This window comes from Streptomyces sp. C, assembly GCF_000158895.1.
GTDB lineage: Bacteria > Actinomycetota > Actinomycetes > Streptomycetales > Streptomycetaceae > Streptomyces > Streptomyces racemochromogenes.
The window spans coordinates 3,370,156-3,386,858 of the sequence record NZ_GG657750.1 but is presented as its reverse complement, the minus strand read 5'-3'; the positions used below and the strand labels follow the sequence as shown (position 1 = coordinate 3,386,858).

13 protein-coding genes are annotated in these 16,703 nt (G+C 74.1%); 6 read left to right on the top strand and 7 right to left on the bottom strand.

The genetic code is table 11. The features are described from left to right. The first annotated feature begins 84 nt into the window (after nt 1-84). Complete coding sequence (locus SSNG_RS42100) at nt 85-801, top strand: PASTA domain-containing protein (protein WP_042801039.1); 717 nt, start codon at nt 85-87, stop codon at nt 799-801. On the opposite strand, the gene SSNG_RS14990 is transcribed toward SSNG_RS42100, so the two are convergent. Continuing rightward, nucleotides 779-3,778 (bottom strand): HEAT repeat domain-containing protein, encoded by a 3,000-nt coding sequence (locus SSNG_RS14990; RefSeq protein WP_007264682.1) that lies wholly within the window; start codon nt 3,776-3,778, stop codon nt 779-781. The two genes, SSNG_RS42100 and SSNG_RS14990, sit on opposite strands and share 23 nt — an antisense overlap. Before the next feature lie 175 nt (nt 3,779-3,953). Here SSNG_RS14990 and SSNG_RS44840 point away from each other — a divergent pair, with 175 nt between their 5' ends. Continuing rightward, nucleotides 3,954-4,085 carry a hypothetical protein gene (locus SSNG_RS44840; RefSeq protein ID WP_277752146.1) on the top strand — a complete coding sequence of 44 codons (132 nt, stop codon included), beginning with the start codon at nt 3,954-3,956 and terminating at the stop codon, nt 4,083-4,085. Here SSNG_RS44840 and SSNG_RS14985 read toward each other — a convergent pair. Beyond that, nucleotides 4,070-4,801, bottom strand: a complete 732-nt coding sequence (locus SSNG_RS14985) for a hypothetical protein (RefSeq protein WP_007264680.1) — start codon at nt 4,799-4,801, stop codon at nt 4,070-4,072. The genes SSNG_RS44840 and SSNG_RS14985 overlap by 16 nt on opposite strands. Before the next feature lie 221 nt (nt 4,802-5,022). Here SSNG_RS14985 and SSNG_RS14980 point away from each other — a divergent pair, with 221 nt between their 5' ends. Continuing rightward, nucleotides 5,023-6,933 (top strand): AMP-dependent synthetase/ligase, encoded by a 1,911-nt coding sequence (locus tag SSNG_RS14980; RefSeq protein ID WP_007264679.1) that lies wholly within the window; start codon nt 5,023-5,025, stop codon nt 6,931-6,933. A gap of 114 nt (nt 6,934-7,047) precedes the next feature. Then, nucleotides 7,048-8,604 carry an alpha/beta hydrolase gene (locus SSNG_RS14975; RefSeq protein ID WP_007264678.1) on the top strand — a complete coding sequence of 519 codons (1,557 nt, stop codon included), beginning with the start codon at nt 7,048-7,050 and terminating at the stop codon, nt 8,602-8,604. Nucleotides 8,605-8,632: 28 nt separating this feature from the next. On the opposite strand, the gene SSNG_RS14970 is transcribed toward SSNG_RS14975, so the two are convergent. Both SSNG_RS14970 and SSNG_RS14965 read right to left on the bottom strand, forming a co-directional pair. Next, nucleotides 8,633-9,790, bottom strand: a complete 1,158-nt coding sequence (locus tag SSNG_RS14970; RefSeq protein ID WP_007264677.1) for a lipase family protein — start codon at nt 9,788-9,790, stop codon at nt 8,633-8,635. Between the two features lie 146 nt (nt 9,791-9,936). After that, complete coding sequence (locus tag SSNG_RS14965) at nt 9,937-10,947, bottom strand: AraC family transcriptional regulator (RefSeq protein WP_007264676.1); 1,011 nt, start codon at nt 10,945-10,947, stop codon at nt 9,937-9,939. 117 nt (nt 10,948-11,064) lie between these two features. On the opposite strand from SSNG_RS14965, the gene SSNG_RS14960 reads away from it, so the two are divergent. Further along, nucleotides 11,065-12,861 carry a long-chain fatty acid--CoA ligase gene (locus SSNG_RS14960; RefSeq protein ID WP_007264675.1) on the top strand — a complete coding sequence of 599 codons (1,797 nt, stop codon included), beginning with the start codon at nt 11,065-11,067 and terminating at the stop codon, nt 12,859-12,861. Here SSNG_RS14960 and SSNG_RS14955 read toward each other — a convergent pair. Next, the gene (locus SSNG_RS14955; RefSeq protein ID WP_007264674.1) at nt 12,858-14,078 is read right to left on the bottom strand and encodes a PLP-dependent aminotransferase family protein; all 1,221 of its coding nucleotides are present in this window, start codon (nt 14,076-14,078) and stop codon (nt 12,858-12,860) included. The genes SSNG_RS14960 and SSNG_RS14955 overlap by 4 nt on opposite strands. Before the next feature lie 128 nt (nt 14,079-14,206). Between SSNG_RS14955 and SSNG_RS14950 the strand changes: the two genes are divergently transcribed. Next, nucleotides 14,207-15,061 (top strand): hypothetical protein, encoded by an 855-nt coding sequence (locus SSNG_RS14950; protein WP_007264673.1) that lies wholly within the window; start codon nt 14,207-14,209, stop codon nt 15,059-15,061. Between the two features lie 143 nt (nt 15,062-15,204). Here the strand turns inward: SSNG_RS14950 and SSNG_RS14945 are convergent, their stop codons facing one another. Both SSNG_RS14945 and SSNG_RS14940 read right to left on the bottom strand, forming a co-directional pair. Beyond that, complete coding sequence (locus SSNG_RS14945) at nt 15,205-15,417, bottom strand: DUF397 domain-containing protein (protein WP_007264672.1); 213 nt, start codon at nt 15,415-15,417, stop codon at nt 15,205-15,207. Between the two features lie 202 nt (nt 15,418-15,619). Continuing rightward, nucleotides 15,620-16,504 (bottom strand): helix-turn-helix transcriptional regulator, encoded by an 885-nt coding sequence (locus tag SSNG_RS14940; RefSeq protein WP_007264671.1) that lies wholly within the window; start codon nt 16,502-16,504, stop codon nt 15,620-15,622. Between the last annotated feature and the right edge of the window lie 199 nt (nt 16,505-16,703).

The following is a 16,703-nucleotide window of genomic DNA, read 5'->3' as shown; positions in this document are numbered from 1 at the left end:
CGGAACTCCGGGGCGAAGTGGGCGTGGGCATGCCATCATGACGGCCCGCCAGCCCGCCCGCTTCGCCCCAGGAGTACCCCCACCGTGCGGATATCCCGGTACCTCGCCCCCGTCGCAGTCCTCGGCGTCCTCGCCCTCACGGGCTGCGGAGGCGCCCCCCAGGCGGCCCCGAAGACCAACACGGCGGCAACGGTCGCACCTTCACCGAAGGCCACCCCGACGGTCGCCCCGCCCACCGCCCCTCCTTCCATGCCGGAACTGACGGGCCGCACCGCCCAGGCATCCCGGGAGGCGCTCGCGGCCCTGTCCGTGTCGGTCACGCGCATCACCATCACGGCCCTGCACACGGACGTCACCCTGCCGGAGGCGCACGACACCTGGTACGTGTGCACCACCACCCCCAAGGCGGGCGCCCCCCTCCCGGCGACCACCGACGTCACCCTCAACCTGGCGGCGAAGCAGGCGGACTGCTCCGTGAGCCACCACGGCTACCTGGACCAGAAGAACGACCCGGCGTACACCCCGCCCCCGGCCCCCACCACCGAGGCCCCGGCCCCGGCGCCGGCGAAGACGAAGCCGTCCACGACGACCGGCGGCGGCAGCACGAGCGGCGGCGGGTCCGGCTCCATGACCACCTGCCCGGACGGCAAGAGCGGCTACGCCTGCACCTCGAACGGCCACCCGGTGGTGGACGGCCAGTTCTGCCCGAACGCCGACCGCGGCCGCACGGCCCGCGCCACGAACGGCACCACGGTCACCTGCTCCTACGACCCGAGCATCAAGCCGTACCGCTGGCAGTAGCGTCCCGCGCCTTGATCGCCTCCTCGACGGCCCGGCGCACGGCGGGCGCCGGGTCGTCCGCCAGCCGCCGCAGGGCCCCCTCGGCCACCGGATCGCCGGGCCACCCGTGGGCGAGCGCCTCGGCAGCCGTCTCACGGACCTCGGCATCCCGGTCGGTCACGAGCCGGAGGACGGCGTCCAGGGCGATCGGATCGCCAGGCCACCCCTCCGCGAGCGCGCTGGTGACGTACGGCCGGCAGGCTCTTTCGGCCAGCAGCTCGACGGCACGGTCCCGCGCCTCGGCGTCGCCGGGCCAGCCCTCCGCGAGGGCGTCAGCAGCCCATGCCCTGACCTCGTCACTCACGTCGTGCGTCAGTTCCAGGACGGCGCCCCGGGCGACGGGGTCGTCGGGCCAGCCGGCTGCCAGCGCATCGGCCGAGAGCCGGCGGGCGAGCATGTCCGGGTCGCCGGTCAACTTCAGTACGGCGTCACGGCCGGTGGGATCCCCGGACCACCCCCTCGCAACCGCGTCCGCGGCCCGCTGCCGGACACCCACATCGGTGTCGTCGAGCAACCGTGAGAGCGCCCTCAGGGCTGCGGGATCACCAGGCCAGCCTTTCGCCAGTGCCGAGCCGACCCGCTGGCGGACATCCGCGTCCCCGTCGTCCGCCAGCCGCAGGACGACGCTGCGGGCCGAGGCGTCCACGGGCCAGCCCTCCGCAAGGGCGGTCGCGACGGTCGCGCGAACCGGCGGGCTGGAGTCGTCAGCGAGCTGGACGACGGCGCCCAGGGCGCTTCGGACCCCACCCCAGCCGATGCCGAGGGCCCGGGTGGCGGACCGCCGGACGTCCGCACTCGGATCGTGTACCAGTCGGAGCAACGCCGCCCCGCCCGCGAGGTCCCGTGGCCAGCCCTGCGCCAGGGCGTCGGCGACCCCTTGGCGCACGTCCGCGCTGTGGTCGAAGCTCAGATCCAGTAGGGCGTCCAACGCCTCAGGGGCACCCGGCCAGCCGTCCGCCAGCGCCTCCGCCGTCGAACGGCGGACAGCCGGGTCGCCATCAGCTGCGAGGTGGATCGCGGCTTCCCGCGCGAAGGGGTCACCCGCCCAACCCCTCGCGAGGGAGGCGGCCGCCTGGCGGCGGACCTCGGCGCTGTCGTCGCGGACGAGCTGGACGAGGGCATGCCGGCTCGTCTGGTCGTTCGGCCATCCAGTGGCGAGCGAGCCGAGTGCGTCCTCGCGTACCTGCGGGCCGGGGTCCCGTGCCAGTTGCAGAAGCATGTGCCGGGCTTCTTCGTCGCCGCTCCAGCCCCTGCGGAGCGCGCGGGCGGCAGCCTGGCGAACCTCGGCGCTCCCGTCGCGGGCCAGTTGCAGGACCAACGTCCTGGCGGCGGGATCTCCGTTCCGGACGGCCACGAGGGCATGGGCGGCGGCCGTGCGTACGACCGCGTCCGTATCGGAGGCCGCCTCCCGGACGGCGCGCAGGGTCGCGGGTTCCCCCGCCCAGCCCGAGGCCAGCGCAGTGATGGCCCGTCGGCGGACATCCGCGTCCCCGTCCGCCGTGAGCCGCCGGAGGGTCTCGCCTGCCGTGTGATCGCCGGGCCAGCCGTCCGAGAGCGCCTTCGGAACCGTCTCGCGGACGGACGGCTCCCGGTCGTCCGCGAGGAGCAGGAGGGTGGCCAGAGACGTGGGCTCCCCGGGCCACCCTCGGGAGAGCGCCCTCACCACGCTCTTGCGGACCTCCGGACTCGGATCCGCGGCTCGTTGCAGAACGGTGTCACGGGCTACGGGGTCGCCACTCCAGCCGCTGCTCAGAGCATGGACGGCGGACTGCCGAACGTCGGCGTCGCCGTCGTGGGCCATCCGCAGCAGCGCCTCCCGGGCGTCCGGGTCGCCGGCCCAGCCGTCTGCCAGCCCCTCGGCCGCGTAGCGCCTGACCGTGGGGTCCGGATCGGCGGCCAGACGGATGACGGCCGCCCTCGCGGCCTCGCTGTGACGCCAGCTGTTGGCGAGCGCGTCGATGACCGAGTGGCGCGCGTCAGGGTCGTTGAGGCGGGTCGAAGCCAGGAGGACGTCCAACTCGCCGTCACGGTCGAGGAAGCCGTCCTGGTCGACGAAGGTCCTGCGCAGCGCGCGGACGGACTCCTCCTCGCGGGTGTTGACCTCGTGCGCCTTCGTCAGGGCGGCAGCGATGTCGTCCAGGGCGGGCTGGGTGAACAGGTCGGCCGGGGGCATCGGGCGGGGTGGGCTGGTGGTGTCCGGGTGGGTCAGGGCGAGCTCCGAGACGTCCGGGTGCTGGGAGAGGCGGTGGAGGTCGGCGCGGGCGCGGTCCCAGAGCTGTTCCAGGGTGGCCTTGCGGGCGATGACGCGGTCCGCTTCCTGTTGTGCCGTCGTCTTGTACGTCTCCGCCCGGCCGGTCTCGTCGCGTAGCCGGGCGCGTTCGTGCGCGTCGGCGGTCCGGAGGGCGCGGACGTCGTTCCCGGCGATGATCTCGCGCAGCGCGCCGGTGATCTGGAACAGGGTCAGGAGCAGGAACTCCGCGTCGCGCAGGGCGTAGCGGAGGCGGGTCTCCGTGGCGGTGGCCTCGGCGAGGTCGCGCTGGGCGAGGGCCAGGTCCCGCTGGTGGCGGAGGGAGGCGAGGTCTTCCCCGTCCTGCGTCCGCGGCACCGGCAGCGGTGCGGGGGCCATGGCCGTCCGGAGCAGGGAGCGGGCCTCGTCGCAGCGGCGGTCGTGGTCCTGCTGGGTGAGGCGGGCGGCCTTGTTGGTGATGCGAAGGAACTCGATGGTGAAGGCGACGGGGGGTTGGGGCCTTGCCTGGGCGCTGTAGAGGCGGTCGATGTGGGACTTGGAACACCTCATCTCGCCGATCCGGCGCTCGGGCTCCCGTAAGGCCGCCTCCCTGAAGGCCTGCTCGATGTCGCGCGAGCCCATGCCGGCCTCCGCGGCCTGGGCGCGCAGGAAGCGCCCGTAGCGCTGCCACGCCTCGGTGTCGGACCGCATGTTCCTCCCTGGCCGTCCCCCGGACGGATCCGCGCGTCCCCGGCGGGCGGGGATCCGCCCCCGGTCGGCGCGGGTGTCCGTCCCAGGGCGTCCCTGCCCAGGCGGGGACCGGGTGCAAACGGGTCAGGGTCTTCTCGTGTCCCGGTTCCGGGGCGCTCCAGTGAAGGAGATGCGTATGTCCGCTGTGCAGGAGCTGCTGCTCGCCGCCGTGCCGGAGGCGGTCGGTGGGGTGGTTGCCGCCGTTGTCGTCGGGGTGGGCGTCCGGGTGTGGCGGCGGTTGGGCGGGAAGGGTCAGGCGCGGGAGTAGGAGCCGATGCCGACCAGGCAGTAGACGTACTCGTTGATGACGCTGCCGTTGAGGGTGTACTGGTACGAGAAGCCGTACTCGGTGCGGGGGTTGGCGTCGCAGCGGCTCATGTCGTGGGTGCCGGGGAAGCGCTGGATGACGCGGTAGTGGGCGTCGTCGGCCGAGCAGGAGACCTCCTTGACGCCGCGGACCGTCTGCGCGGTGGTGGAGTCCGGGAGCTGGCCGTTGAGGCAGGTGCCCGTGTCGAAGGGGCTCGGGGCCGCCTCCGTGGTGGGGGGCGGAGCCGGTGCGGGGTCGTACGTCGGCGGGGTGTAGGTGGGCGGGGTGTACGTCGGCGGGCTGTACGTCGGCGGGGTGTACTGGCTGTTCGTCGGGGACGCGGAGGCCGTCGGGGTCGAGTCGTCGTCGGAGTTGGCGATGACGAGGCCGATGACCACCGCCACCACCGCTAACGCCACCAGGCAGCCCAGCGCCCCGCTCTTGCCCGACGGGGCCGGCTGCGACGGGGCCGGGGTCGGGGTCGGGGTCGGCGGGCCCGACACGCGGATGCGGAGGAGGACCTCGGTGTCGCCGACGCGGGCCCGGATGAGGTCGCCGTTGCGGGCCGGGGGTATGCGCAGGCGCTGGGGGCCGGTCGGCAGGGTGACCGGGACGACGAGGCCCGTGGCGGCCTGCGCGGGGGTGAGTACCAGCTCGATTTCCTGGGACGGCGACACCGGCTGCTCCTAGGGGTGGGGATGGGCCCAGCGGGATTCCCAGCGGGATTCTCCCCCCTCAACGCCCGCTGACGCAGGGGTTCCGGGCATGCGGGGTCGGCGTGTGCACGCCGTCGACGGGGTGTGGAGCCGGCGGGGAGATGGTGTACGGGGGGTGGTCCCGGGCGTGGGGGCGTGCGTACATTACCGCCGGTAACAGCGGGATGACCGAGGAGAACGCCGTGGACGCAGGCCAGCCGAAGCCCGTCGGACCCGTCAAGCCCGTCGGACCCGTCGGACCCGTCGAGCCCGTCGAGCCCGTCAAGACGGTCGTCGGCGGGGTGGTGCGCGAGGTGTACGTGCCGGCGCTCGCCGGGCCGCCGGCCAGCGGATCCCTCGGGGACATACCGTTCCAGAACGCCCGCGAGGCCCCCCGCGAGGCCGTCCTCGCCCGCAAGGACCGGGACGGCACCTGGCGCGACGTCACCGCCGCCGAGTTCGCGCGCGAGGTCCTCGCCGTCGCCAAGGGGCTGATCGCCGAAGGGCTCGCCGAGGGCGACCGGCTCGCGATCATGGCCCGGACCACCTACGAGTGGACCCTGCTCGACTTCGCCGGATGGGCCGCGGGCTTGGTGACCGTCCCCATCTACCCGACCTCCTCCGCCCTCCAGGCCCGCTGGATCATCCACGACTCCGGGGCCGTGGCCTGCGCCGTCGAGGACACCGTCCAGGCCCGCCTGATCAGCGCCGAGCGCGCCAACCTCCCCGGGCTCGCGCACCTGTGGGAGTTCGACACGGGCGCCCTGGCCCGGCTCGTCAAGGCCGGGGAGCACCTGCCCGACGCGATCGTGCACGCGCGCAGGGCCGCCCGTACGCCCGACTCCGTCGCCACGCTCGTCTACACCTCCGGCACCACCGGCACCCCGAAGGGCTGCGCCCTCACCCACGGCAACTTCTACGCCGAGGTCGACAACGCGGTGGAGCTCCTGCACCCCGTCTTCCGCTCAGCGAGCAAGGACCCGGCCTCCACCCTGCTGTTCCTGCCGCTGTCGCACGTCTTCGGGCGGATGGTCGCCGTCGGCTGCCTGCGCGCCCGGGTCAAGCTGGGGCATGCGCCGAGCATCGGCACCGAGGAACTGCTCGCCGACCTCGCCGGCTTCCAGCCGACCTTCCTGCTCGCCATCCCCTACGTCCTGGAGAAGGTCTACAACACCGCCCGCGCCACCGCCGAGAAGATGGGCCGGGCCTCCTCCTTCGACCGGGCCGCGCGGATCGCCCAGCGGTACGGGGAGACGATGGAGGGGAAGACGCCCGGGATGGGGCTGCGGGCCGCCCGCGCCCTGTACGACCCGCTCGTCTACCGCCGCATCCGGGCCGCCCTCGGCGGCAGGGTCCGCTACGTCCTCAGCGGCGGATCCCCCCTCGGGCGGCGCCTCGCGGCCTTCTACACCGGCGCGGGGATCGACGTCTTCGAGGGCTACGGGCTGACGGAGACGACGGCGGCCTCGACCGTCACCCCGCCCCAGCGCCCCCGGCTCGGCACCGTCGGCTGGCCGCTGCCCGGAACGGCGGTGCGCATCGCCGACGACGGCGAGGTGCTGCTGCGCGGCCGGCACGTCTTCGCCGGGTACTGGAACGTGTCCGCCCACCAGCCGGGGGAGTGGCTGGCCACCGGGGACATCGGCGAGCTCGACGCCGACGGGTACCTGACCATCACCGGCCGCAAGAAGGACCTGATCATCACCTCCGGCGGCAAGAACGTCGCCCCCGCGCCCCTGGAGGACTGGCTGCGCGCCCACCCCCTGGTCGGCCAGTGCCTGGTGATCGGCGACAACCGCCCCTACATCGCGGCCCTCGTCACCCTGGAGCCGGACGGGCTCGCGCACTGGCGGCAGATGCACAAGAAGCAGGGCGTGCCGATCCGCGAGCTGGTCACCGACCCGGAGCTGCTGGCCGAGCTCCAGCGGGCCGTGGACGAGGCGAACAAGCTGGTGTCGCGGGCCGAGTCCATCCGCCGCTTCACCGTCCTGCCGGGGGAGTTCTCCGAGGAACGCGGCCACCTGACCCCGTCGCTGAAGCTCAGGCGCGGCGCCATCGCCCGGGACCACGCGAGCGAGATCGACGAGCTGTACCGGGCGCCCCGCACCGCCTGAGACGTACGCGGCCCCGGGCGGCCGCCCGAGGGGCCGGCCCGAGGGGCGGGGGTGGCGGGGCCCGCTTATGGTGAGCTGGGCCGACCGGTCCGGGGGGCGACCCGAGGAGGGCGCATGCCCCGTCCCCGTCCCCGTCTGCGTACGGCCACCGGAACGGCCTGCGCGGCCTCCGCGGTGGTACTGGCCGCCTCCCTCACCGCCGCTCCGGCGGCCCCGGCCGCTCCGGCCGCTCCGGCGGCCCCCGCGATCACCCCGACGGCGACCCGTGCGCCCATACGCTGGGGGGACTGCCCCCTCGAACGCGTGCCCGCGGGGATGCGGTGCGCGGAGGTGACCGTCCCCCTCGACTACGCCCACCCCGCCAAGGGCACCACCCGAATAGCCGTGGCCCGCATCCCCGCCACCGCCCCCGGCCGGCGGCCCCTCGGCTCCCTCCTGCTGAACTTCGGCGGCCCCGGGGGCCCCGGGATCGCCTCCCTCGCCGCCGACCCCAGACCCTTCGCGAAGCTCGGCGAACGCTACGACCTCGTCGCCTTCGACCCCCGCGGCGTCGGCCTCAGCACCCCCGTCTCCTGCGGCGGCTCCCAGGAGACCGGCGACGAGGTGCCCGGTGACGCCGCCTCCCAGCTGGCCGCCCTCCGCGCCGTCGCCGAGCGGTGCGCCCTGCACTCCGGGCCCGTGCTCCCGTACATCGGCACCGTCAACGTCTCCCGCGACATGGACCGCATCCGCGGGGCCCTCGGCGACAAGAAGCTCAACTACCTCGGCTTCTCCTACGGCACCCGGCTCGGCGCCGTCTACGCCGCCCAGTTCCCCCGGCGGACCGGCCGCATGGTCCTCGACGGGGTCGACACCCTCACCGAACCGCTCACCGAGCAGGCCCTCGTCTCCGCGCGCGGCCAGCAGCGGGCCCTGGAGAACTTCCTCGGCTGGTGCGCCCACCAGTACGACTGCGTCTACGGCACCAACACCCGCACGGCCCGCGAGAAGGTAGAGGCCCTCGTCGAACGGCTCGACGAGCACCCCCTCGTCGGGGACGACGGCTCCCACTTCACCGGCCAGGACGCGGTGGGGGCCATCGGGGCCGCCCTGTACTCCCGGAGCCTGTGGCCCGACCTCGCCGAAGCCCTCGCCCGCGTGGAGCGCGACCACGACCCGGTCCCGCTGATGGAACTCGGCGGCCCGGACGCGTCACCGCCCACCGACGGCCCGACCAAGGTCCCCGACGACAACGCCGCGGCCGCCCTCACCGCCGTCAACTGCGCCGACGACCCCGACCGGAGCAACGACAAGGCCAGCCCGGAGGCCATCGAGCAGGAGATCCGCGACCTGCGGGACGAGTTCCACCGCACCTCCCCCGTCTTCGGGCCGGGCCAGCTGATGACCGTGCTCTCCTGCTACGGCCGCCCCGCCGGCACCGACTTCATCCGCCGCATCGACCACCCGGGCGCGCCCCGGATGCTCCTCGTCGGCACGCGCGGCGACCCGGCGACCCCCTACGAATGGACCGAGGAGACGGCCCGCCGGCTCGGCTCGGCGGTGGTCATCGACCACAAGGGCGACGGACACACCGGCTACGCCACCTCCGCCTGCGTACGCGGCTACGTCGACGAGTTCCTCATCGCGGGGAAGCTGCCGGGCGGGACGCGCTCCTGCCCCGCCGGCGAGTGAACCGGCGGGGCAGGGCGACAGGGCCCCGCTAGCAGTCGGGGCGGGTGGCACGGCCCGCGAAGCGGTCCGCCAGCCAGTTCCCGACCGCCAGGGAGTGCGTGATGACCCCGCTGACGTGCTCCCCGAGCACGATCGTGTCGAACTGGACGTCCGCGCCCCGCGCACACCACTCCGAGCGCAGCTGCCGCCCCACCGCGTACGGGATCAGCTCGTCGCCGAGCGCGTGGTACTGGAGCACGGGCGCGGCCGGGGCGGTGCGGCCCAGCCGGCTCTGGTTCAGGCGGGCCTGCCAGTCGGGCTGCGCGAGCGGGTCGCGGGTGGTCAGGTCGGAGATCCGCTTGAAGGAGCCGGCGACGGCGTCGACGGCCACGCAGTTCTCCTTCATCCCGGCCACCAGCGCCCGGCCCGCCGGGTTGAGGTACGAGTCGAGCTTCAGCTCGGGGAAGGCCGCGTCCTGGCCGGCGGCCGCCATGAAGATCAGGCCGGAGCCGTAGGAGCCGTTGTTGAAGGCGGCCACCTTCAGCAGGTCGGCGGGGACACCGCCGGTCGCCGTCCCCTTCACCTTCAGCTCGGGGGCGTACGAGCCCTGCAGCTCGGCGGCCCAACTGCCGGCCTGCCCGCCCTGCGAGTAGCCGACGATGCCGACCGGGGTGTCGGCGTCCAGCCCCGTCCCGGGCAGCCGGATCGCGGCGCGGGCGGCGTCGAGCATGGCGTGGCCGGCCGAGGGGCCCACCGTGTAGGTGTGGACGCCGGGGGTGCCGAGGCCCTCGTAGTCGGTGACGACGACGGCCCAGCCACGCTGGGTGTACTGCTGGATGAGGTTGGCCTCCATGGCGGTGCCGTTCGGGAGGTTCGCGCTCGGCGCGCAGGAGTCACCCAGGCCCACCGTCCCGACGGCGTACGTGATCAACGGGCGCGGGCCGGTGCGGCCGTCCTGCGGGACGATGACGGTGCCCGAGACCACGTTCGGGGCGCCGTCGGCGGTGGTCGAGCGGTAGTGCACCTTCCAGGCTTTGGTGCCGGTCGGCTGTCCGGGCAGCGGGTGGAAGGCGGAGGGAGCGCTGCTGACGACGTCGCCGGGGCGGCTCCCGTCGGCCTCCTCGGCGGTGGCGGCGGGCCCGGAGGCCGAGAACGCCAGGACGGTCAGGGCGGCGGTGGCGGCGAGGGCGGTACTGCGCAGACGCATGGGGGGATCTCCCAACGGCCGTGGGTGTGGGGGCAGGTGAGGCGAAGGTAGTGACCGACCGGTCGGCACGTCGCTGACCGGAAAGCTCACCTTTCCTGACCCCACCACCCACCCCGCCCCGCCGCGCCGCGCGGCCGTCGCCCCCGCTACCCGCCGGCGGCGATGCGGTACGCGCCCGGGGTGGTGCCCGTCCAGCGGCGGAAGGCGCGGTGGAAGGCGGTGTCCTCCGAGAACCCCAGGCGGGCGGCGAGTTCCGCGATCGGTTCGCCGCCCTCGGCCAGGCCCGCGATCGCCGCGTCCCGCCGCACGTCGTCCTTGAGCTGCTGGAAGGAGGTCCCCTCCTGCCGCAGCCGGCGCCGCAGCGTCGCCGGGGACACCGCGAGCCGCGCCGCCACCTCACCGAGCTCGGGCAGCCGCGGCGAGCCGCGCAGCCGCCGGGTCAGGGTCCGGCGGACCTGCTCGGCGACCGTGGTCCCGTACTCGGGGCGCGACAGCAGGTCGAAGGGGACCCGGCGCAGCATCGCGTCGAGCGCGGCCTCGTCCCGCACCAGCGGCGCGGTCAGCCAGCGCGCGTCGAACACGGCCTCCGTCCGACCGGCCCCGAAGCGCACCGGACAGTCGAAGAGGGCGTCGTACTCGGCCCGGTGCGGCGGCGGGGGATAGGCGAAGGCGGCGTGTTCCAGGGGGATCCGCCGGCCGACGAGCCAGCTGCACAGCCGGTGCCAGATCGCGAGGACGCACTCGGTCAGGAACCGCTCCTCGTCCCCGTCGAAGTCGTTGCGCACGGTGAACCGGGCCTGCCCGCCCCCGGTTTCCAGCGCCAGCTCCGGCCCGCCCGGGAACAGCCCGTAGAACGCCGCCGCCCGCTCCACGGCCGCGCCCAGGTCCCGGCAGCCCAGGCAGGCGTGGCACATCATCGCGAAGGTCCCCGGCCGGCTCGGCACCGCGGACAGCCCGAGGAACTCGTCCTGCGTGGTCCGGTACAGGGCCCGGAAGAGCCGCGCGAACTGCGCGGGCGCGACCCGCGCCCGGTCGTCGCCGAGCAGCAGCGGCGGGATCTGCGCCTCCTGGAGCAGCGGCACCAGGTCGAAGCCGGCCCGCCGCGCCCCCGCGAGCACGGCCCGCACGTGGTGCACGGTGACCGTCCGCCTCCCCATGGCTTCGAAGGTAGCCCCAATGAGCGCCGCGGTCAGCGGGGGTGACGCTTCCGGTCATGCCGGACCGGGTACGGGCGTGCCCACCATCGGGGGTCACCTATCCCGGGAGGGCAAGCGATGGACGGTCGTCCGAGCACGCTGGCGGTGTTCACCCAGTGGACCGAGGAGCGGTACGGGGACGCCACGGCGCTCCGCTTCCGCACACCGGGCCGCGACGGCTGGGAGACCCGTACGTACGTCGAACTCGGCGCCGCCGTACGCGCGGCCGGGCGCACGCTGCTCGGGCTGGGCGTCGGGGCCGGGGAGCGGGTGGCGGTGCTCGCGGAGACCCGGCCCGAGTGGACCTACACCCACTTCGGGATCCTGGCGGCGGGCGCGGTCCTGGTGCCCGTGTACCCGACGGCGGGGGAGGAGGAACTGGCCTGGGTGCTGTCCGACTCCGAGGCGGTGGTGGCGGTCTGCGAGGACGCGGCCCAGGCGGCCCGGGTGGAGGCGCTGCGCCCGAAGCTGCCGGCGCTGCGGGCGGTCGTACGCATGGACGGGCCCGGCGCCCTGGCGAACGCGCGGGAGGCCCGGGACGCCCCGGAGGCCCGGGACGCCCGTGAGGCCCTTGAGGCCCGCGACGCCCCGGATGCCGCGCTGGCCGCGCGGGCCGCCGCCGTGACCCCCGGGGCGGACGCCGCGATCGTCTACACCTCCGGCACCACCGGCCTGCCCAAGGGCTGCCGGCTCACCCACGGCAACCTCGGCGCCGTCCAGGACGCCACCCTCCCGCTCGTCCAGGGCGGGCCCGGCGACTCGACGTACCTGTACCTGCCGCTGGCGCACCTGCTGGCGCAGCTGATCCAGTTCACCACCCTGCTGGAGGGCGGGGAGCTCTGCTACTTCGGGGGCCGGATCGAGGACGTGGTGGCCGAGCTCGCCGAGGCCCGGCCGACCCACCTGCCCTCGGTGCCCCGGCTGTTCGAGAAGGTCCACGCGGTGGTGCTGGGCCTGGCGGAGGGCCGGGACGGCGGCCGGGAACGCTTCGAGGAGGCCGTCCGGCTCGGCGTGCTCGCCGCCGACGGGGACCTGCCGGCGGAGCTGCGTCCGGCGTGGGAGGCGGCCGAGGGCTCCCTCTACGCCCTGGTCCGGGCGGCCTTCGGGGGCCGGCTCCGGTGGGCCCTGACCGGCGGCGCCCCGATCGCCCCCGCCACCCTCGACTTCCTGCGCGCCTGCGGGATCCGGGTGTTCGAGGGCTACGGGATGACCGAGTCGGCCGGGGTGATCAGCCTCAACCACCCGGGCGCCGTCCGGTACGGCACGGTGGGCCGGCCGGTGGCGGGCTGCGAGGTGCGGATCGCCCCGGACGGCGAGGTGCTCGCCCGGGGCCCGATGGTCTTCCCGGGCTACCACGCGAACCCGGACGCGACGGCCGGCGCCCTGGACCCGGACGGCTGGCTGCGCACCGGGGACCTGGGCGAACTCGACGCCGACGGCTTCCTGTCCATCACCGGCCGCAAGAAGGAGCTGATCATCACCTCCGCCGGCAAGAACATCACCCCGACCGAGGTGGAGTTCGCCGTCCAGGCCGCCTCCCGCTTCGTCTCGCGCGCGGTCCTGATCGGCGACCGCCGCCCCCACCCGGTGGCCCTGATCACCCTGGACGCCGAGGAGGTCGCCGCCTGGGCCGCCCGCGAGTCCCTCGACCTCGGCCCGTCCCCCGCCGCGCACCCGGCGGTACGGGAGCTGGTGGCGGAGGCCGTCGCCGCCGCCAACGCCACCGTCTCCCGTCCGGCCCGCATCCGCGCCTTCCGCGTCCTGGACGAGGAGCTGTCGGTGGGCGCCGGCACCCTCACCCCGACGCTGAAGCTGCGCCGCGCGGAGGTCGCCCGCCGGTACGCGGCCGAGATCGAGGAGCTGTACGCCTCCTAGGAGAAGGCGAGGCGGAGCCGGTCCAGGCCCTCGGTGATCTCCTCCGGGGTGTGCGTGGTGAAGGACAGCCGCAGCGTGCGCGGGTCCGGGGTGCCCGTGAAGAAGGGCGCCCCGGGCACGTACGCCACGTCGTGCCCGACGGCGGACTTCAGCAGGGACCCCGCGTCGTACCCCTCGGGGAGGCGGGCCCACACGAACATGCCGCCCTCCGGGCGGTTCCACTCCGAGCCCGCCGAGAGCGCCGCCCCGAGTCCCGCGAGGAGGGCGTCGCGGCGGGCGCGGTAGGCGTCCCGGACCCGCGCGACGTGGGCGTCGAGGTCCCGGGCGCCGAGGTAGTGCGCGGCGGCCAGCTGGTCCACCGTCGAGGTGTGCAGGTCCGCCGCCTGTTTGGCGACGACCGCCGCGCGGAGCAGGGCGGCGGGGGCGCGCAGCCAGCCCAGGCGCAGCCCCGGGGCCATCACCTTCGAGAAGCTGCCGAGCAGGGCGGTGCGGTCCTCGGCGCCCGGGTGGGCGGCGATCCAGGGCTCGTGGGCGCCCTCGTAGCGGAGGTCGCCGTACGGGTCGTCCTCCACCAGCCACAGCCCGAGCCGCGCCGCGGTCCGGGCTACCTCGGCCCGGCGGTCCCCGGGCAGGGTGCGGCCGGTCGGGTTCTGGAAGGTGGGGATCGTGTAGAGCAGCTTCGGCCGTTCCCGGGCGGTGATCTCGGCGAGGGCATCGGGCAGCAGGCCCTGCCCGTCGCAGGGCACGGGTATGACGCGGGCCCCGGCCAGGGCGAAGCACTGGAGGGCCGCCAGGTAGGTGGGGTTCTCGACGAGCACCGTGTCGCCGGGCTCCAGGAGGGTGGCGGCGAGGAGGGTGAGCCCCTGCTGCGAGCCGGTGGTGACCAGCACGTCCCCCGCCGAGGTGGCCAGGCCCCGCGCGGCGGCCCGGGCGGCGACGGCCGAGCGCAGTTCGGGGGCGCCCTCGGTGGTGGAGTACTGGAGGGCCCGGGCGGCTCCGGCGCCGGTCAGGACGGCGTCGTACGCCGCGCGCAGGCCCTCGGTGTCGAAGAGCTCGGGCGCGGGCAGGCCGCCGGCGAAGGAGATCACGCCGGGGCGTTCGGTGAGCGCGAGGATCTCCCGTACGGGTGAGCCGCCCACGGCGCGCGCCCGCGCGGCGAAGGCGGGCGGGGCGACGGCGGCCGCAGGGGTGGGGGTGGAGGCGGTGCTCGGGGGCATGGGTCGGCTCCTTCGGTGGCGGGTGGCCGCAGCCTAACGGGGAAACCTGTAGTAGGCACCTACCCTTCCGAGGGGTGAACACCGCATGCCCCCTCCACAACTGACGGGACATCAGATACACCGGTGTCATGACGAGAGACGAGCGGGAACGAGAGGACACCCGGGCCGGCGACTACGCGGAGCTCGCGGCCGTCGGCCCGTACGGGGTCCGCCCCGGCCACGCCCTGATCACCATGGTGGAACCGCACCCGGGTCACGAGTACGCGTACAACCGCTGGTACGAGGACGACCACTACTACGCCGGCGCCATGGCCATGCCCTGGATGTACGCCGGCCGCCGCTGGGTGGCCACCCGCGACCTCCAGGAGCTGCGCTACCCCGAGAAGTCGGCGGTCGCCCAGCCCGTCACCGCGGGCTGCTACATATCGACGTACTGGGTCACCGAGGGCCGCTACGACGAGCACATGAAGTGGACCGTCGGCATCAACAAGCGCCTCAACCGCGACGGCCGGGTCTACCAGGACCGCACGCACGTCTTCACGGCCTTCCAGGACCACGAGGCCACGGTCTACCGCGACGGGGCCGCCGGCCCGCGGGACTTCCACGCCCTCGACCACCCGTACGCCGGGCTCGTCCTCCAGGTCGTCGACGCCGACGGGCCCGGGCGGCGGGCGGAGCTGCTGGAGTGGCTGCGCTCCAGGGCGCTGCCGCGCCGGCTGCACGGCTCTCCGGCGGCGATGGTCACCGTCTTCCGGCCGACGCCGCTGCCCGGCGACCGGATGACCTACGTCAAGCAGGTCGAGGGGGTCGACACCCGGCTCACGCTGCTGTGGTTCCTGGAGGCCGACCCGCGCACCTGCTGGGACCGCTTCCAGGGGCTGGACGCGGAGGTCGCGGAGTCGGGGCTGGGGCGGGTGGAGCTGGTCGCGCCGTTCGTCCCGACGGTGCCGGGCACCGACCGGTACGTGGACCAGCTGCGCTGACGGCCGCGCGCGGTGGCTGACGGCCGCGCGCGGGGGTGGGTGCGGCGGCCGGAGGCGGACACGGCCGAGCCCCCTCGGCCAGGACGGCGGGCCGGTCGAGAGGGCTCCGTACGGGGTTCTGCTGTGTGGGGGGTTTCGACGGTTCAGGCGAGGGGCCCCAGTCCGCCCTCGACCACACCGGTGACGAAGGACGTCCAGGAGCCCGGCGCGAAGGTGAGGGACGGACCGTCCTGCACCTTCGAGTCGCGGACGGCGATGGCCTGCGTGACGGGGGACTTGACCTCGACGCAGGCTCCGTTCCCGCCGGAGTAGGAGGACTTGGTCCAGTTTTCCGTGCCGCCCTGACGAATAGACATGTTCTTCTCCGGTTCAGCGAGTAGTTCCGGTTGCGTGCCGGCCGGGGATATCCCAGGCCGACGTGATCGACGCTACCGGCAGCTCCCGATGGCCGAAGGAGGCATTCACTCGACCGGGTGGCATATTCCATTCAGGCCTTCTGTGGCCGGGGACCGACGGTGTACCGTGCTGGCCCCCTCACCACTTCCGTCCGCTTCGAGGTCAGTCCGCCTTGGCCGCGTGCTGTTCGATGATCCCGGAGATGAACTGCCGCGTCTGGTCCACGTTGAGGGCCTGGGCGCGCAGGTGCTCGTACATCACGCTGTATTTCTGGACGTCGTTGGCCTTCTCCAGGTACAGGTCGCTCGTGACGCCCTCGATGTAGACGACCGTCGAGTCCGACGCGTCCGGGAATTCCAGAATTGCGTACTGCCCGTTCATTCCCGGATGGGCGCCCATCGTGAAGGGCATCACCTGCACGGTGATGTACGGCTGCTGCGACTGCTCTATCAAGTACTCCAGCTGCCGGACCATCAACTGCGGATCACCCACGTGCCGGCGCAGCGCCGCCTCGTCGATGACGGCCCACAGTCGCAGCGGGCCGACGTCCGGGTTGTTGTTCTCCGTCTCGGACAACCGTTTCTGGCGGTGCATGCGCACCTGGACGCGCTTCTCCACATCGGCGGGCGCCGTCTCGGGCAGCGCGCCGCGGATCAGCGCCTGGGCGTACTCGGGCGTCTGGAGCAGGCCGGGCACCATCTGGGGCTCGTAGGTGCGCAGGCTGGCCGCGTCGGTCTCCAGGCCGATGTAGACGCTGTAGGGGATCTCGCCGAAGGCGTGCCACCAGCCCTGCTGGCGGGAGTCCTTGGCCATCTGCATGAGGGAGTCCACGAGCCGGGGGTCCTCGACCTCGTACACCTCGCACAGGTCGCGGACGTCGCGCTGGCTGATGGACCGGCGGCCGTTCTCCAGACGGCTGATCTTGGACTGGGAGACGAGGAGGCGCTCGGCGACCTGCTCGGCCGTCATGCCCTTGTCCTCGCGGAGCTTGCGCAACTCCATGCCCAGTCGGCGGCGTCGGACGGTGGGATTGACATTGGACGCCACGTGGACGGCACCTCCGCCTTCTTCTGTCGCTGTCTCGCTGAGTGTCTGGTGTTCAGCAGACTGCCACCGAAGGGTGCGACGGCGCTGGGGAACGCGGGAAAGCGGCGCGCGTGGTCGACCACCGAGGCCTGCGGTGACTGCCCCGCGTCATCCTCGGTTCGCCCGTCGCCGGCATCGCCCAGGACGAGATCATCGACGG